Origin of the sequence: Aeromonas sp. 600724 (genome assembly GCF_049175135.1) — a bacterium.
GTDB classification, from domain to species: Bacteria; Pseudomonadota; Gammaproteobacteria; order Enterobacterales; family Aeromonadaceae; genus Aeromonas; species Aeromonas veronii_A.
Genome location: NZ_JAAKUM010000018.1, coordinates 69,954 through 86,776 on the forward strand (window position 1 = coordinate 69,954; position 16,823 = coordinate 86,776).

At 50.0% G+C, this 16,823-nt stretch carries 14 protein-coding genes and 1 other RNA gene; 4 read left to right on the plus strand and 11 right to left on the minus strand.

Features of this window, described 5'->3' with window-relative positions; all coding sequences use genetic code 11:
* Positions 1-52: 52 nt before the first annotated feature.
* A complete protein-coding gene (locus G5168_RS16900) occupies positions 53-400 on the minus strand; it encodes an RnfH family protein (RefSeq protein WP_058059898.1) in 348 nt (115 codons plus the stop codon).
* The gene (locus G5168_RS16905) at positions 393-827 is read right to left on the minus strand and encodes an SRPBCC family protein (RefSeq protein WP_005334496.1); all 435 of its coding nucleotides are present in this window, start codon (positions 825-827) and stop codon (positions 393-395) included. Before G5168_RS16905 ends, G5168_RS16900 begins: the two co-directional genes overlap by 8 nt.
* Positions 828-996: 169 nt before the next feature.
* Here G5168_RS16905 and smpB point away from each other — a divergent pair, with 169 nt between their 5' ends.
* Positions 997-1,485 carry an SsrA-binding protein SmpB gene (gene smpB, locus G5168_RS16910; RefSeq protein WP_005334498.1) on the plus strand — a complete coding sequence of 163 codons (489 nt, stop codon included), beginning with the start codon at positions 997-999 and terminating at the stop codon, positions 1,483-1,485.
* Between the two features lie 166 nt (positions 1,486-1,651).
* Positions 1,652-2,011, plus strand: a transfer-messenger RNA (tmRNA) gene (ssrA, locus tag G5168_RS16915).
* Positions 2,012-2,086: 75 nt separating this feature from the next.
* Here ssrA and G5168_RS16920 read toward each other — a convergent pair.
* The 3 genes from G5168_RS16920 to G5168_RS16930 form a co-directional block, all read right to left on the minus strand.
* Entirely contained in the window at positions 2,087-2,479 is a 393-nt protein-coding gene (locus G5168_RS16920; RefSeq protein ID WP_227341014.1) for an HNH endonuclease, read from the minus strand.
* Between the two features lie 225 nt (positions 2,480-2,704).
* Positions 2,705-3,148 (minus strand): hypothetical protein, encoded by a 444-nt coding sequence (locus tag G5168_RS16925; protein ID WP_227341015.1) that lies wholly within the window; start codon positions 3,146-3,148, stop codon positions 2,705-2,707.
* Positions 3,132-3,722: a class I SAM-dependent methyltransferase gene (locus G5168_RS16930; protein ID WP_421252485.1), complete on the minus strand. Its 591-nt coding sequence runs from the start codon at positions 3,720-3,722 to the stop codon at positions 3,132-3,134. Before G5168_RS16930 ends, G5168_RS16925 begins: the two co-directional genes overlap by 17 nt.
* 361 nt (positions 3,723-4,083) lie before the next feature.
* Between G5168_RS16930 and G5168_RS16935 the strand changes: the two genes are divergently transcribed.
* Together G5168_RS16935 and fdhF are read left to right on the plus strand one after the other, a co-directional pair.
* A complete protein-coding gene (locus tag G5168_RS16935; protein ID WP_227341017.1) occupies positions 4,084-4,518 on the plus strand; it encodes a hypothetical protein in 435 nt (144 codons plus the stop codon).
* 481 nt (positions 4,519-4,999) lie between these two features.
* On the plus strand, positions 5,000-9,166 hold the full coding sequence (gene fdhF, locus G5168_RS16940; RefSeq protein WP_421252486.1) for a formate dehydrogenase subunit alpha: 4,167 nt from the start codon (positions 5,000-5,002) through the stop codon (positions 9,164-9,166).
* A 145-nt stretch (positions 9,167-9,311) separates the two neighbouring features.
* On the opposite strand, the gene G5168_RS16945 is transcribed toward fdhF, so the two are convergent.
* From G5168_RS16945 to G5168_RS16970, 6 genes are all read right to left on the minus strand, one after another.
* Complete coding sequence (locus G5168_RS16945) at positions 9,312-11,768, minus strand: polysaccharide lyase 8 family protein (protein WP_421252487.1); 2,457 nt, start codon at positions 11,766-11,768, stop codon at positions 9,312-9,314.
* A 70-nt stretch (positions 11,769-11,838) separates the two neighbouring features.
* The gene (locus G5168_RS16950; protein ID WP_101150273.1) at positions 11,839-12,558 is read right to left on the minus strand and encodes an oligogalacturonate-specific porin KdgM family protein; all 720 of its coding nucleotides are present in this window, start codon (positions 12,556-12,558) and stop codon (positions 11,839-11,841) included.
* A 40-nt stretch (positions 12,559-12,598) separates the two neighbouring features.
* Positions 12,599-14,152 (minus strand): sulfatase-like hydrolase/transferase, encoded by a 1,554-nt coding sequence (locus G5168_RS16955; protein ID WP_216954427.1) that lies wholly within the window; start codon positions 14,150-14,152, stop codon positions 12,599-12,601.
* 274 nt (positions 14,153-14,426) lie between these two features.
* Positions 14,427-15,023, minus strand: coding sequence for a DJ-1/PfpI family protein (locus G5168_RS16960; protein WP_216951756.1), 597 nt, complete (start codon positions 15,021-15,023; stop codon positions 14,427-14,429).
* Positions 15,020-15,661, minus strand: coding sequence for a bifunctional 4-hydroxy-2-oxoglutarate aldolase/2-dehydro-3-deoxy-phosphogluconate aldolase (locus G5168_RS16965; protein ID WP_421252488.1), 642 nt, complete (start codon positions 15,659-15,661; stop codon positions 15,020-15,022). The genes G5168_RS16960 and G5168_RS16965 overlap by 4 nt, the downstream gene beginning before the upstream one ends.
* A complete protein-coding gene (locus G5168_RS16970; protein ID WP_421252489.1) occupies positions 15,658-16,611 on the minus strand; it encodes a sugar kinase in 954 nt (317 codons plus the stop codon). Before G5168_RS16970 ends, G5168_RS16965 begins: the two co-directional genes overlap by 4 nt.
* Between the last annotated feature and the right edge of the window lie 212 nt (positions 16,612-16,823).

A 16,823-nucleotide genomic window follows, 5' to 3' on the forward strand; every position in this document is an offset into this window, starting at 1 on the left:
GGGATCAAAAAAAGGCGCCTCGGCGCCTTTTTCTGCAAGAAAAACCTGACCGCTACTCGCGGAGCTTGCGATGCACATCGGGGCGGCCACCGGTCACGCTATCGGCTCTCCCCTCCTCTTTGGCCTTCTCGGCCCGCTTTTTGCGCATCTCGCGGGGATCGGCGATGAGCGGGCGGTAGATCTCGATACGATCGCCGTCGTGCAGCGGCTCGCTCCCTTTCACTGGGCGGCTGTAGATGCCGAACTTGTTGACCGACAAGTCAATCTCGGGGTGCTTTTGCACGATGCCGGACTGCTCGATGGCCGCCAGCACGCAGGTCTCGGGCGCCACCCGCAGGGCAATCACCGTCTGCTGCTGCGGCAAGGCATAGACAACCTCGATGTTGAGCTGGTCAGACACCGTATACCTCCTTCGCCCGGTTGGAGAAGGCGGAGACCATGGAGCTCACCAGATCGCGGAATACCTGACCAAAGGCCACCTCGATGAGCTTGGAGGTAAACTCGAAATCGAGATCAAACTCCACCTTGCAGGCATCCACATCGAGCGGGGTAAAGGTCCACCAGCCCGCCAACTTGCGGAACGGGCCATCCACCAGCTCCATCCTGATCTGACGGTTCACATCCAGCTGATTGCGGGTGGTAAAGGTCTTGGCAATCCCCGCCTTGGCCACATCGACCGACGCCATCATGTAGTCATCGCCAGCCTCGTGGACACGGCTGCCGACACAGCCGGGCAAAAACTGCGGATAGGCATCCACATCGTTAACCAACTTGAACATCTGTTCTGCACTGAACATCACCAGGGCACTGCGCGTAATTCGGGGCATGGCTTTTCCTCATCCAATCGGCGCGATTTTATCACCATGTTTGGGGTTGTGGAGGTAAAACCTCAGCCAAACCGCTCAGAAAGCCACCACTTGACCTGCTGCGCGTTTTACAGCCGCCCCTGCCTACGTATAATACGAGCCTCCTAGTCATTGCCGGAAATCGCCCGTCATGAGCAAAAAAAACAGTAAAAACAAAGCCGGGTCCAGCACCATTGCACTCAACAGAACCGCGCGCCACGAATACTTCATCGAAGAGAAGATCGAAGCGGGTCTGTCCCTGCAAGGGTGGGAAGTCAAATCCCTGCGGGCGGGCAAGGCCAACATCAGCGAAGCCTATGTCATCTTCCGCGATGGCGAGGCCTATCTGTTCGGCTCCAGCTTCCTGCCACTGCAAGCGGCCTCCAGCCACGTGGTATGTGACCCGACCCGCACCCGCAAACTGCTGCTGAGCCGTCGTGAACTCGACAAGCTCGAAAGCCTGATCGCCCGTCAGGGCTACACCATAGTTCCCCTCGCCCTCTACTGGAAACAGTGCTGGGTCAAAGTCGAGATCGGCCTGGTGAAGGGCAAGAAAGAGCACGACAAGCGCGAAGATACCAAGGCCCGCGAGTGGGATCGGGAAAAAGCCCGCATCATGAAGAACAAGCATCGCGGCTAACCCGCTACTGGCAGGATCTGGACGCCAGTTCACCTTCCCCCGGCGCAGCTGGCTCTTCAGGCTCAGCTGCGTACAATAAATCGGCAAACAGACTTGCTGCCAGAGGGAATGGGTATCAACGCCTTGCTATGACAGCATTTTTGCGTACAATCGCAATTAACAACTTGGGGCTGATTCTGGATTCGACAAGATTCACGAAACCCAAGGTGCATGCCGAGGTGCGGTAGGCCTCGTTAATAAACCGCAAAAAAATAGTCGCAAACGACGAAAACTACGCACTAGCAGCTTAATAACCTGCATAGAGCCCTTCTACCCTAGCTTGCCTGTGTCCTAGGGAATCGGAAGGTCATCCTTCACAGGATCGTGTGGAAGTCCTGCTCGGGGCGGAAGCATTAAAACCAATCGAGCTAGTCAATTCGTAGCGTGTCTCTCCGCAGCGGGTTGGCGAATGTAAAGAGTGACTAAGCATGTAGTGCCAAGGATGTAGTAATTTTGGACGGGGGTTCAAATCCCCCCAGCTCCACCAAACGTTTGGAAAGGGCCATCTCGCAAGAGGTGGCCCTTTTTTATCGAGTTTATCTAGCGTGAAAGCCTCAACGTCTCACAGAAAGCGCAGGGGAATATTCACACTGGGGGCTGTGACGTCAACAAACTGGTCAATACCACGCCACAACCTAGCATGCTCACGGAGTGCTTGCTGATAGGCCCAAGTGGCGATGGCGGTAGAACGCACGGCGTCGACGCTCACCAGAGGGGCCAGCTCGTCAGTGAGGTACGCCCCGTGAGTCAGGATATTCTGCTCGTACCAGGCATCCCTGTGCTCGGGAGCGGCGAGAAAATCCCGTTTGCTCCGGTTACAGTTGGCGTGTGCCAGTACGAAGTTGTGGCCCAAATCGATTGGATAACGACGCCAGGGGATGAAATGGTCTACCTCGCCATTCCCGTGTATCGCCTTGTTACAGTAAAAACAGGTTCCCGCCTGCAAGTCCCTCAAAACCTCCCCCACTCGCCCCAGCGCCTGACGGCTTGAACCAAATAGAAAATTCTCCAGCCCTACACTTGGGCCAATCAGTGGCTGATTCCCCTTGATGTCGCAGATAAGCTGCAACCAATGCTGTCGGGAGAGGGAGACCACCAGATCGTAAAAGCGGTGGAGACAGTAGATAATGCCGGGGTTCAGGCAGATATGATCCGCGCCCCTTTGATGAGGATAGAGGTGTCACTCCTCTCGCCCACCCAATATCTGCAGACGCCACAAGGGCCCCTCAACAAGGATGCGCCGAACTCGGGCAAGAAGAGGCCGCCAGGCGTCGTGACGACGCAGTGCAGTTACCGAGCGGACCCCCTCTGCACGCAGCCGGGACAACTCCGTCAGCATGATGGCCTGACGACCGCTGCTCTGTTTGAGCAAGGTAGCCGTTTCTCCCGTCGCCGAGTAGGGCAGACGGTGCTGCCAATAAAGCTCCACAAACTTGGTGGCCAGTTCGTCCAGCGTAATAGTGCGCGCCGCGGTCAGATCATGGGTCTCGGTACTGCGTTCAATCGCGATATCTGCAATCCCGTGAAGCAAGGCGCACTTGTAAGTGGCCACAAAATCGCCTTCGGTAAAGATGCGTTGCAGATAGGCAATAAAAGCGAGTTGTTGCTCAGGAGAGGCGTGCATGTTCACCCCCAAGGATCAGACTCTGCCAACTCAAGCCGCTACGCGCCAAGGCATCCTCCTGTGGTTCTGACACATGGAGCAGTGTCATCCCCTCCTCCAATGCAAGCCGCTCCACCTCATCGACAGCTACCGGATACATGGCTCGCTCCCGCATATCCTGCTCCGAGATAACCAAACGAAGACTCAATACCAGATAACCATCTGGTGAGAGCAGCTCATGAAGACGTGCCAGCGCCAAGGGACGAAACTCCGGGGGGAGATGCATCCAGACAGCACTGAGCAAAATCAGATCAAAAGTACCGGTCACGCGAGAGAGAGCCGGCATAGCGTCATTGACCCACGCAACTGCAGCCTCACAGGTATGACATTGACCTTGTAGAGCGAGTGCCTGACAGGGCTCGGCAGCGACCACAGTGTTGCCCTGATGGAGCCCCGCTAAAAACGCGGCATCCCGACCACTGCCAGCCCCCACATCAAACACCCTGCGCGGTGCAGCCAAAAGCCAAGGCTCCAGCAGAGTGAGCCAGTCGCAATGAACAGTGCGCGCAGATACCTGCTGGTAACGGGTCGCCAATTCGGTGGCGTGGCGCTGCTAGTAATCGAGGGACACTATGCGTTCCGATCGGAGAAGTAAGAGAAATAGTCCAACAAGATCAGTGGGTTGACCATGACAAGGACGACACTTTCCACACATGAACGATTAAGGGGGCAGAGGCATTTACAAAAACGGGATGCCAGCCAAAAGAAGCTCGGCCAGAGGGCTCTGAATGATGCCACCGCTCAACATTTCGGGTAATATTTGTCCAACTCACTGATCTCTTGGCACTTATTATCGCCATGAGAGGTCAACGCCAGATGGAGATGGCTATTAATGAACTCGACTGATGTCGTGGCCCTGTTTGGGGATGACTCGTGCTATCGAAAGGCTGATTCTCATGGCTCGCCACGATCAACGTAACCCCCATATTCCACTGATCGCCTCCCACTGCTACGTGCAGAGACCTAACGCAACCCGACCGGACAGACTACGCCGCTTCGCCATGATGGGTATGTCGCAACTGGTGTTGGGCTATGCCGGACGCAGTAGCGAGACTCATCGTATCCACCGCCTGCTCAGTCAGATAAAGGTTGGCGATGCCGTGCGTATCGCTCCCGATAAAAACAACAAGCTTCATGTGTATCACCAGAATCACGAAATAGCTCGCCTCTCCCTGCTCGGCGAAGAGACCTGGAAATTCGACATGAATAGCATCCGTGAAGCCCGAGTGATTGCTCTGGTGGAACGACGTAAAGAACAGGAGAAAGAAGAGTATCAACCCCAGATATGCATCGAGCGCTGGGAGATCCCAATCATTGAGTTGGAGTTGTAACATCAGGTCTCAGTACAGCAAAACGGTGACCAGCGGCAATTTTCATCAGATGGCCCATCCAGAGCCATATCTGTATTCATTTTTCCGATCGCAAGGTGCAGCCAGTTCGGCTATTTCCAATGTCGCTTGCCCTGCGCCACAAACCGAAACAAAAGTTGCATATTTTAGGATATCCCTCATCGTGCCATCATGAGTAATCTCCATATCACATACAGCTTACGGTTGCTTTAATGGCCATAAAAGTGCAGGAAATGCGATGTTTTAACTCAACATAGGTAGTCAAAGTCCAGAGCGTCCTCCACGGATATCACCACCATTGAAATCGTTTTCTTTTTAGGCAAAGAACCTGAGTTAAATCAAATAAAGTTGCATACTGTCTTTGGTATGGTGAGAAGATACCAAGCGATCCTCCCTGTCGCTTCCCCTGCTGGCTCCGCCAGATGCAGCATTTTCTGCGCCTTGAAAGCGAGTTTATGACGCCATGATCACCATCACCCTCGATGGGGCTCAGTTGACGGTTGACCCGACCAGAACCCTGCTCCAGATAGCCAAACAGCACCAGATCGACATCCCCTCCCTGTGCGGTGACAACACCAGCGGCCCCAAGACCCCCTGCGACCTCTGCGTGGTCGAGATTGCCGGTCTCGGCATCCGCCGCGCCTGCGAGACGCGCCCCGAGGCAGGGATGGTGATCACCAGCCAAAGCGATACCCTGCGCGCCCACCGCCAGCAGGCGCTCGGCCGCATCCTTTCGGATCACTACGCCGATTGCGAAGCCCCCTGCCAGCGCGCCTGTCCGGCCGGGGTGGACATTCAATCCTATCTGCACCACATCGCCATGGGGGATCACCAGGCGGCAATGGCAGTCATCAAGCAGACCCTGCCGATGCCCCTTTCCATCGGCCGGGTTTGCCCCGCTTTTTGTGAGGCACAGTGCCGCCGCGCGTTGGTGGATGAGCCACTGGCCATTCGCCATCTCAAGCGCCACGCCGCCGATCTCGATCTGGCCGAGATTGTCCCCTATCAACCAGCCAAGAAGCCCGCCAAGGGCAAGAGGGTGGCCATTATCGGCAGCGGCCCGGGCGGTCTCACCTGCGGTTATTATCTGGGTTACGAAGGGTTCGAGGTCGATCTGTTCGAGGCGATGCCCGAAGCGGGTGGCTGGCTGCGCTACGGTATCCCCGAATACCGGCTGCCCAAGGCGATCCTCGATCAGGAGATCGGCCTGATGTGCCAAAGTGGCATGCGGATCCACACCCAACAGCGACTGGGCAACCAGATCACCCTCTCGGCACTGTGCCGCGACTACGATGCGGTCTGTCTGGCCGTCGGCGCATCCAAGGCGGTGCCGATGGATTACCCGGGCAGCACCCTGGCCGGTTGCTATCTCGGGGTCGATTACCTCAAGGATCGGATGCTGGCCAAGCGGCTCACCACCGGCAAGAAGGTTGCGGTGATCGGCGGCGGCAACACGGCCATCGACTGCGCCCGTACGGCTGTCAGGCTGGGAGCAGAAACCACCCTTATCTATCGCCGCACCCGCGCCGAGATGCCCGCCGAAGCCTACGAGATCGACGAGGCGGAGCACGAAGGGGTGCGCTTCATGATGCTCACCAATCCGGTGGAGAATCTGGCCGATGAGGGTGGTCGCGTCTGTCAGGTGCGTCTCGAGAAGATGGCCCTCGGCGAGCCGGACGCCTCCGGTCGCCGCCGCCCCGAGCCCACCGGCGAATTCCTCATCGAAGAGTTCGATACCGTGATTGCGGCAGTGTCGCAGCAGCCGGATCTGAGCTTTATGGAAGGGGAGCCCCTCACCCTCCCCTTCACTCGCTGGCAGACGCTGGAGTCCCACCCCGAGACCATGCACAGCGGCCACGGCAACCTGTTCGCCATCGGCGATCTGCGCCGCGGGCCCGCCACCGCCATCGAGGCGGTCGCCGATGGCCGCAAGGCCGCGCTGGCCATCGATCAGTTCCTCCACGGTGACATGATCGACCCGGTGCGGCCCTTCAACGCCTGCAAGGCTCCCACACTCAAGCAGGTCGATCCCGCCCAGTTTGCTCACCTGAAAAAAGTCGCCCGCACCATCATGCCCCATCTGGCAGAGAAGGATCGCGAGGGCAGCTTTGCCGAGGTGGAGCGCGGCCTCAGTGACCAGCATGCCCGCAGCGAGGCCAGCCGCTGCCTCGAGTGTGGCTGTCAGGCCAACACCAAGTGTGCACTGCGCGACTACGCCACCGAATACAAGGTCGATCAGAGCTCTCTCGATACCAGTCAATGCCAGAAGTTTGCAGTGGATAACAGCAGCGAATTTATCGTCTTTGATGCCAACCGCTGCATCGGCTGCGGCCAGTGCGTGCAGACCTGTGGTGAGCAGGCGGTACAGGGTGTGCTGCGCTTTGCCAAGAACAGCGATGGTACCCTCTCGAACCGGCCGCAGTTCGACACGGGACTCTCGATGGGCGACTCCCACTGCGTGCAGTGCGGCGCCTGCGTACAGGTCTGCCCCACCGGCGCCCTGGTGGATGCCCGCGACAAATCACAGGGGCGCACCGAACTGCTCACGCCGGTCAATACCATCTGCACCTACTGCGGGGTCGGCTGCGGCGTCACCCTCTATGTCGATGAGGCGCGCAACCGCATCCGCTATGTGGAGGGAAATCGCAACTCGCCGGTCAACCAGGGGCTGCTCTGCGTCAAGGGACGCTTCGGCTTTGACTTTATCCAGAGCGAGGAGCGCCTCACCACACCGCTTGTCCGTAAAAATGGCAAGCTGGTGCCCGCCAGCTGGCAGGAGGCCATCGCTCTGGTGGCCGAGCGCTTCACAGCCCTGCGCAAACGCTATGGCAGCGATGCACTGGCGGGTTTTTCGTCGGCCAAAACCACCAACGAAGAGAACTACCTGTTCCAGAAGTTCATGCGCCGGGAGCTGGGCACCAACAACGTGGATCACTGCGCGCGGCTCTGCCACGCCTCCACCGTCACCGGGCTGGAGGCGTCACTCGGCAGCGGCGCCATGACCAACGACATCCCGAGCATTGATCACTCGGATCTCATCTTCATCATCGGCTCCGACACCTCGGCGGCCCACCCCATCATCGGCTCCCATATCAAGCGGGCAGTCACTACGGGCAAGGCGCGGCTAGTGGTGGCCGATCCCAAGCGGATCGAGATGGCGGACCATGCCAGCCTCTATCTGGCTCACCGACCCGGCACCGACGTGATGCTGCTCAACGGCCTGATGCAGCAGATCATCCAGAACAACTGGCACGACAAGACCTATATCGCCGCACGGGTAGAAGGGTTCGAGGAGTTGCAAGCAGAGGTACTCTCCCCGGCCTATGCGCCAGACAAGGTAGCCCTTGTCACCGGCGTGCCGGCCGAGCAGGTGATCGAGCTCGCCCGCCTCATCGGCACCGCCGAACGCACTGCCATCTACTACTCCATGGGGATCACCCAGCACACTACCGGCCATGACAACGTGCGCGCCATCGCCAACCTGCAACTGCTGTGTGGCAACATCGGCATCGAAGGGGGCGGCATCAATCCGCTGCGGGGCCAGTCCAACGTGCAGGGAGCCTGTGACATGGGGGCACTGCCCAACTGCCTGCCCGGCTATCAGAAGGTGGCCAACCCCGAGGTTCATGCCCGCTTCGCAGCCGCCTGGCAGCAGCCTGACTTGCCGCGCACGCCCGGCCTAACCCTCACCGAAACCATAGATGCCGCCTGTGCGGGCAGCATCAAGGGGCTCTATGTGATGGGTGAAAACCCGGTGTTGAGCGATCCGGATCAACATCACGTCATCGAAGGGCTCAAGCAGCTGGAGTTTCTGGTGGTGCAGGATATCTTCCTCTCCGAAACTGCCCAGCTCGCCGATGTGGTGCTCCCCTCCTGCTCCTTTGCCGAGAAGAGCGGCCACTTCACCAACACCGAGCGGCGGGTGCAGCGCATCTCCCCCGCCCTCAAGGCGCCGGGTGACGCGCGGGAGGATTGGTGGATCATCCAGCAGATCGCCAACGCCATGGGTTGCAAATGGCGCTATCAAAACCCGCAGGAGATCACCGCCGAGATCTGCCTGGTTACCCCGCAATACGCCGGCATCCAGTGGGACAAGGTGGGAGCGCAAGGGCTGCAGTGGCCTTGCAACGATGTGGCGCCCGAAGGCACTCGCCTGCTCCACGGCAAGCAGTTCACCCGCGGTAAGGGGGAGATGGTCGCGACCCCGTTCCGCTATGCCGCCGAACTGCCCGACGAGACCTATCCCATCGTGCTCACTACCGGCCGCCTGCTGGAGCAGTTCCACACCGGCACCATGACCCGCAAGACCAGGGGGCTCGACAAGCTGGCTGGCCCGCGGGTGATGATGAGCGTGGCGGACGCCCAGCGGTTGGGGATCAGCAACAGTGAGCGGGTGAAAGTCACCAGCCGCCGCGGCCATATCGAACTCCCCGCCTTCGTCACCAAACGGATGCAGCCGGGCGTGGTCTTTATCCCGTTCCACTTCGCCGAAGCCCCGGCCAACCGGCTTACCATCAATGCCACCGACCCCCACGCCAAGATCCCCGAATTCAAGGTGGCGGCGGTGCGCATCGACAAGGTAAAGTGCCACCTGTCCTCAGCAGACAAACATGAGATGGAGACCATCTGACCGGAATAAACTACGCAATCAGCTGGATAAATCACAATAAAAAGAGCCACCCAAAGGGTGGCTCTCTACAAAAATCAAGATCCATTTACACTCACATAACTAATTGTTCCTAGTGCATACTCCATAATCCAAATATGCCAAGGAACTACTTGGTGAGAGCATCGACGGTTGCACCACCACTCTTATCATCACTTCGATAGCTGTCAATATAGGTACTATTATCACGCTCAAGTGCAAAATGGTAAGTGCTTCCGCTTAACGACTCAAGATTAACAGTCACAGTATCACCTTTAACACTAATTCGTCCTTCCGGATCAACTTTAACATTAAAGTTAGCATCTGTGATTAATTCAACTTGTGTTAATGTTCTTGTTGGATCACTAAGGCTTAGTGTCAATGTATCAAAGTCTTTATTTAATATAATAGATACTGGAGATGATATTTTAATACCTCCAACAGAAACCTCATCATTACCCCACAAATTGGCTAATATGTTTTCCCCATTGGTATCCTCTGCAATATGTGCTTTATTATCTGAGCGAGTCACTCTAATATCTGGATTATTGGCATACTCATTTAACTCATGGCTATTGACTCCATTTAAAATAACATACTGGTAGCCAGACACATGCTCGTCCTGTGGAATAAATGACGCTAACGTATACCCATTGACCGCTTTTTTTGTTGTACCTATATCCGACCAATTAGCAGAGACGCGTTTTTTCTCCATTACAATGTCTGTCCCTTTCGGGAACCAATAACCTACATTAGCCCCATGAACATTCCCTTCAACAAGAAATGAAGTTACATTGTTATACTCTTCCTTTACATCAGGCGAAATAGAAACACCATTTACCTCTACTTTATTAGTTCCATTTGCATTTAATTTCCTACTGTCAATTATCGTTCCCATCTCGACATTCTCATTGCTGCGAATATCTGAGCCAACAGCTATAATTTTGTTATTAAGAACAAACCAAGACTTCAATGCACTGATACTATCATTATGATTATGGAAGTCAGCACCAATAGCAGCTAATGTTTTGTGTGCAGCACCACCAACTCTCTGCATATTAACCTGCTTGTTTTTACCAACTCTCGATGCGACTTTATTATTATTTGTGCAATCACCCAACGATTCGGTTAAATCAATGGTAGTACCAGAAACCCGGTATGGGTTAATCAAAGGCCAATAGTCAGTATATTGCAGAAGATCTGCATTATATAGATAGGTCGCACCATCACCAGTAAACCAACCTTTTCTATTCTCATTATTCATACACTCAAAATTTCCGACTCTGGCAGAATGCAATGCCAGGGCAAAAGTATAACCGTTTCCTTGATAAACAAATCGGTCCATGTCTGGAAAATAAGATGCCTGAGGAGATTGAACTACAGGATGTATGCTTGTATCTTCAATTAATTTTTTTGCTTTATTATAAATAACGAAATCTTGCTGCCCTTGCAAAAAACCCTTTGTATTATCTGAAATGATTTGCCCTTTTATAAATTCTGATATTTTATTTCTATCATTTATGGTTGCTGCATCAATGAATCTAAACATAGATGCCAAAACTGCATGACCTTCTACATGATTTTGCCGCTCACCTCTGGCAATAGCTCGACCATTTTGCATATCCAGCATTTGTCCAGAATACATAAAAGGGAAAAAACTTTTATACAGAATATTATACACTCTTAATAGCTTTGGATCGTCTGCAGGCCATTTTGAATTAGCCATTAGATTCATCACCTTACCAACACCTTCAAGTAAAACATTACCATAAGTACCAGTGTATGGAATATCACCATGCTGGATAAAGGATCCATCATGATAAAATCCATCATCCGTTGTTACAGGATCCAGAACTTGAGGTAATACATTTAGTGCGTTTTTAATCTCGTCTTCTCTCTCCGAAATTATTCCACGCACAAGTACAATTTGTACCATATCAGTACGGTTGCCACCTGTAGCTTCACGATTAACAGGATTGCTGGAAGCGCTAGCCCCTTCACTAACACCATTCCGGTCTGGCAATGGCGAAAAATATCTACTGGCTTCTGTATAATTTTTAATTTGTTCAGATGTAAGATCAGGATAAATCAAGGTCAATATATCATTTGTCGTTTTTGGTATACCAATCTCCCAATCCCACCAGTTGCCATATTCCAACGCTCCAACTTTATAGTGTTCCTTAACCAAATAATCCAAGGAACTGATAATGCTTGATAGCAAAATACTATTTCCTTGTAATTCACCTGGGAAGTGATATGCCTTTGCCATAGTGAGCAATCTGAGCATTGATGCTCTAATATTCGGGCCAACAACCTTGCCACCATTAGCATAATCGAATGGAAGATCGCTCCAAAGCGAATTCCTAGTATCAGTTACAATCAAGGAACTGAGGTACTTTACCGCATCCTGATTAACTTTATTGATCATGCCAAGTTGATAGCTATCATACTCTTGACCTGACACACCAATAATGGCCTCAGTCCATTTATCAGCCAAAACCTTATAATCCGGTGCCAACTCATGAGCTGCGGTTAGATTACTCATAAAAAATGTAAGCAGTGCAATTTTTTTTATAGAACCCATCATCTTACTCCTTTCAATTAAAAATAAAGCTGAAGAAATTAACCACCAGCTTTATTTATGCATATTAATCACCTTACCATGTATATTTTATACCAATACGATAGCGAGTTTGCCGGTTATCTGAATAACGATCTTCTCTAAGATTGCCAACCTCAAAAAATGGTTTCCAATTTTTATCTATTGCATAACTAACTTTAATATTATGCTGAGTATCATACTCCTTCCCATTAAATTCTGGCATTGCACCACTCGCCATTTGCTTAAACAAATCGAGCTGATATTCAAAGTCAAAATCATTATATTTATAACCAACCCATGCATCAAATTCTTGTATTTTAGAACGATACCCATAATTTGTGACTGGATTTATCGTTTCATAATCCCAAAACTTCCATTTATAACGACCTTGAACTCTAAAACCATTATCGAAGCTATAATTCAACCTTACAAATGGAATATGAACAGCACCATTTGATGATACATCGAATGAAGAGCCAACCAAGCCCGTCAAATTTTTATTTAAGGCTTTATAATAAAATGCACATAACTCAGAGCCGTCAAGATATGTAGAATCAAAAACTTGGGATGGATTACTGTTACCATATCGAGCATCAAGCTCAAATCCTATATTTTTCCCCGTATCAACATAAACCTTAAACCTATCGTCATGTTTTTTCGAGCCATCAGCATAACCATGACGATATTCCACCGTTGTCTTATAATCATTTGCCCATGCCTGACTAATCGAAAGAGAAAGCAAAGCAATAGGTAAAAATTTGACATAGCCTTTCATTTAAATAACTCCTGTTTCCAATTATTATTTTTACAATATGTTATGAATATGTTTTCAATACGCCAACAGGCACCTCTGTTGGACGCCATGGATCACCAGTATGCTCTAACCATGGGATTAGTTCGTTTTCTGTTAATTGATTAATCAAATCCATGTTATTACTAGCAATATTATGCAATTGATAAGGATCGTTATGATTATCATGCAAAATATATGTCAACGACTTACCTATCTTCCGATCGATAACCATCGTATAGCGTTCAGTTCTAATTCCACGTCGGCCATATGATTGCGCACCATATGGCATGAAAGTATAAAACTGTGATGTCGGCACAACATCACCAGCTTCCCCCCTCAGGGTTTTAACATAATTATTCCCTTCTACCGTATCGGGTATTAATGCTTCAAAATCGAGTAACCCGAATATTGTTGGATATATGTCAGGAGCAGAAAAAAGTAAGTCATCTTGTTTTGGTTTTAGTTTCCCTGGCAACCTAAAAATCATTGGAATCCTCATCGATTCCTCATAATGAACATTTTTTGTCGGTTCACCATTTGAACCCATACAACTACCGTGATCTGAAAAAAATACAACTAATGTATCATTTTTCAACCCTAGGCTATCCAACTCATCCAATATTCTTCCGAATTGTTCATCAACACCATGAACCATAGCCATGTATTCTTTGAAATACTGGGGACCATATCCTTCTAGATACTCTTTATTCCATTGAACATTTGGCCTACTATTCAATTCTTTCGATGTCTTCCCATCAAACTTATCTAGATATTTTTTGGGTATCTCATCGTATGGGGAGTGGGGGGGATTCATTGATACTACAAGTGCAAATGGCTTATCTTTATCGCGATAAGACCCATTTTCATTACGGAGATATTTTATCGCAATATCGGCCTCATGTTCAGGACTCCACTGATTTACTTTTATCGGATTATCACGAGGAGTATTATTGGCCCAATACATAGGTGACATATGCTTATCATACGTACCATATGAATACCAAAAATCAAAACCATGTCGACGATCCGGTGCCGTCCAATCATTCCAATAACGTCCCTCCATTGGGTTATTATAACTTGGAATAAAAGGCGCACTGGGGGCATCGAGGTGCCATTTACCAATATACCCCATTGAGTAGCCTTGCTGGCTCAGAATATCTGACCAAGTCACCGAGCCTTTTTTCAACTCAATACCAAAGTCTTTTCCGCCAAACTGGCCAGGCATACCAGTATGGCTGTTACCTTGTATACCATTACGATATGGATATTGCCCCGTCATCAACATACCACGAAATGGGGTACAAAGCGGAAAATTGGATACAGCTTGCCGAAGAACAACACTCTCTTTCGCAAATCTATTTATATTAGGGGTATATGATGGGTCTTGCCCCATAAATCCAAGAGCATGAGCTCTCATCTCATCTGGAAATACAACTAATAGATTTGTTTTTCCATTGATACGCCCAGTGGATGCGCCTCCACTTAGTGATGTTTGACACCCTGAAATTGATGAAGTCATAGCGACCGCGCCGGTTGCCGCTAGTCCCTTCAGCAAATCACGCCGAGAGATGGACATGTTTCACTCCAGAAATGATAGAGAATTTCGATACCTTTGTTTTCAACTCTTGCCAACAGTTGAATGATAACCAAAAGAAAGAAAAGGCATAGTGCCCAAGATCACACAAACAAAATGAAAGCGCTGGCGTGTGCTTTTTATTTCAAAAAAAGACAGTGGCAGATCAGGTGAAGTGAAGTGAAGTGAAGTGAAGTGAAGTGAGAATAGATGTAAAAAATCATCCCCGAAGAGATGACTTTTACATTCCCAATAAACCATCAGCACCTTGCCAAAACTAACCATTATCCAATTCAGACAGCGGCCAATGTTCAAAATAGATATGTTGTGCTTGCCAATCTACCTTAGCTTGATTGTCACTTAATAAGTGATGGGCAACAGTAAATGCAAATTCAAAACTGACACCGAGGCCCTTGCCTGTGATGAACTGCCCATCCACAACAACTTTTTTATCAACATATGCACCATCAGAAAACTTCTTCTCCAATCCGCTGCCACAGGTATATTGATGATGTTGTAACAAGTTATGTGCAGCAAGAACCTTTGCACCTGAAGAACAAAGCGCACAAATTAATTTATTGTTAGCAATATGATTTGTAATGAACTTGTGAACATATAAAGAACCAAAAAGATTGTCGGTTCCTTTGGGGCCACCAGGCATCATAATGGCGTCATACAGAAAATCTACCCTTTCATCCAGAAGAGCATCAGCCTCAATTCTGGTACCGAAATATGTTGATATTTTTGTTATTGCCATGCATGAGAGTACATCTACTTTAATATCCAGCCTTCGCATTATATCGATAAATACGACCGCTTCAGCCTCTTCGAATCCATCAGCCAATAGCACCGCCACATGTTTAAAACCATTCATACGGAACCCATAGAAATCAAACTGATAGTATTTTTCACATTAAGACCAATAGAGTCCCAATCATGACCATTAATAGCTGACGGAGTGGCAATCCAAGTACCACCGCAGGCTAATACTTGCGGCAATGCCAGATAGCTCAGCAAATTACTCAAGTTAATTCCTCCAGTAGGCATAAATCTAACTTGGGGATATGGTCCTGCCAGCGACTTCAGCATAGCTACACCACCAGAGGCTTCTGCGGGAAAGAATTTCAATAGTTGAAGTCCCAGCTCCAACCCCTGTTCTATTTGGCTAGGATTATTTACACCTGGAATAATCCCGATCTCTGCATCCTGACAGTATTTAACAATATTTGGATTCAATCCGGGACTGATCACAAAGTCAGCACCGGCACTAATAGCTTGATCCGCTTGCTCCCGTGTCAATACTGTTCCAGCGCAAAGAATAATATCAGGGATTGTTGCCTTTATTTGACGAATAGCTTCTGCTGCTGCTGGAGTGCGAAAGGTGATCTCGGCAGCAGGCAAACCATTTTCAACCAAAGTTGAACCCAACATGGCTGCATCCATGGCATTGTCGATCTGAATCACCGGGGCTACTTTTAATTTCCCCAACCGCTCTTGCCACCTGCTCATCATGATTTCAACTCCTTCGTTAACGTCTCAATATAGTGGCGGCCAATGATGGCGCCTCGATGCTGTATAACTTCTGCAGCGACCTTGTTACCCCATCGGCAACACTCCGCTACCGATAGCTTATGATGTCGAGCAGCCAAAAACCCCGCGTTAAACGAATCACCAGCAGCTGTCGTATCGATCACATTCTGGACCTGTTCACCTCGACTCAATCCACAGCCAACATTCAGTACGGACCACATAGCACCTTCTTTACCCAATTTGATAATAACTTGGCTAACACCAAGATGGTGCAAACGCTCAATAATCATCTCTGAACTCTGAGGTTCATCCAGCAGCAAACTTTCATCATCTGCAGTTACCAACGCAATATCACACAGTTGATATAACCGATTAATCCACATTGCCGCATGAGCATGATTATTCCAGAGACGAGGACGATAATTTGAGTCAAATACAATCGTGACACCAGCGGCTTTAAGTGACTGTAAAGCCAAAATCAATATCTCCTTATCCTCTTCAGGTAAAATAGCGATACTGATCCCAGAGAGGTAAAGCAACTCTAAACGATGTAGTTTATCCATACATGATGTAAATTTCTCATGCTGACAGAGAAAACGTGCTGCGGATTCATTACGCCAATAATGGAAACAACGCTCCCCCTGCTTATCTATCTCGATGGCATACAGGCCAGGAAGCCGCTTCTGATCTCGCAATATCATAGAGCAATCTATCTGCTCTTCTTTCCAACGTTCCAACATACCATTGCTGTAATGATCATGGCCCAGTACAGTAACATAACGAGGAAATAGATCTGGTAATAATCTAGAGAGATAAATAGCGGTATTCAGGGTATCGCCCCCAAACGCTTGCTGCTGAATGCCGAATGCAGGTCCGCTCAATTCAACCATGCACTCACCGAGAAGCGCGATACCATCAGGTTGTTTATCCATTTGAGTTATTCACCTTAATCGTAAGGTACATATGAGTCACCATTTACTATCAGTGAAAGAGTTGACGCATTCCCGCATACCCAGTTCATAAGTTTGCAACGAGCAAACACGTTCCATGTTGCAAGTATCTTACTGGCACTGGAACACATCATGCCCCAATAGTTTCGATTTAAACTACAATGGAAGAATAACGAAACGAAATGACAATCGCA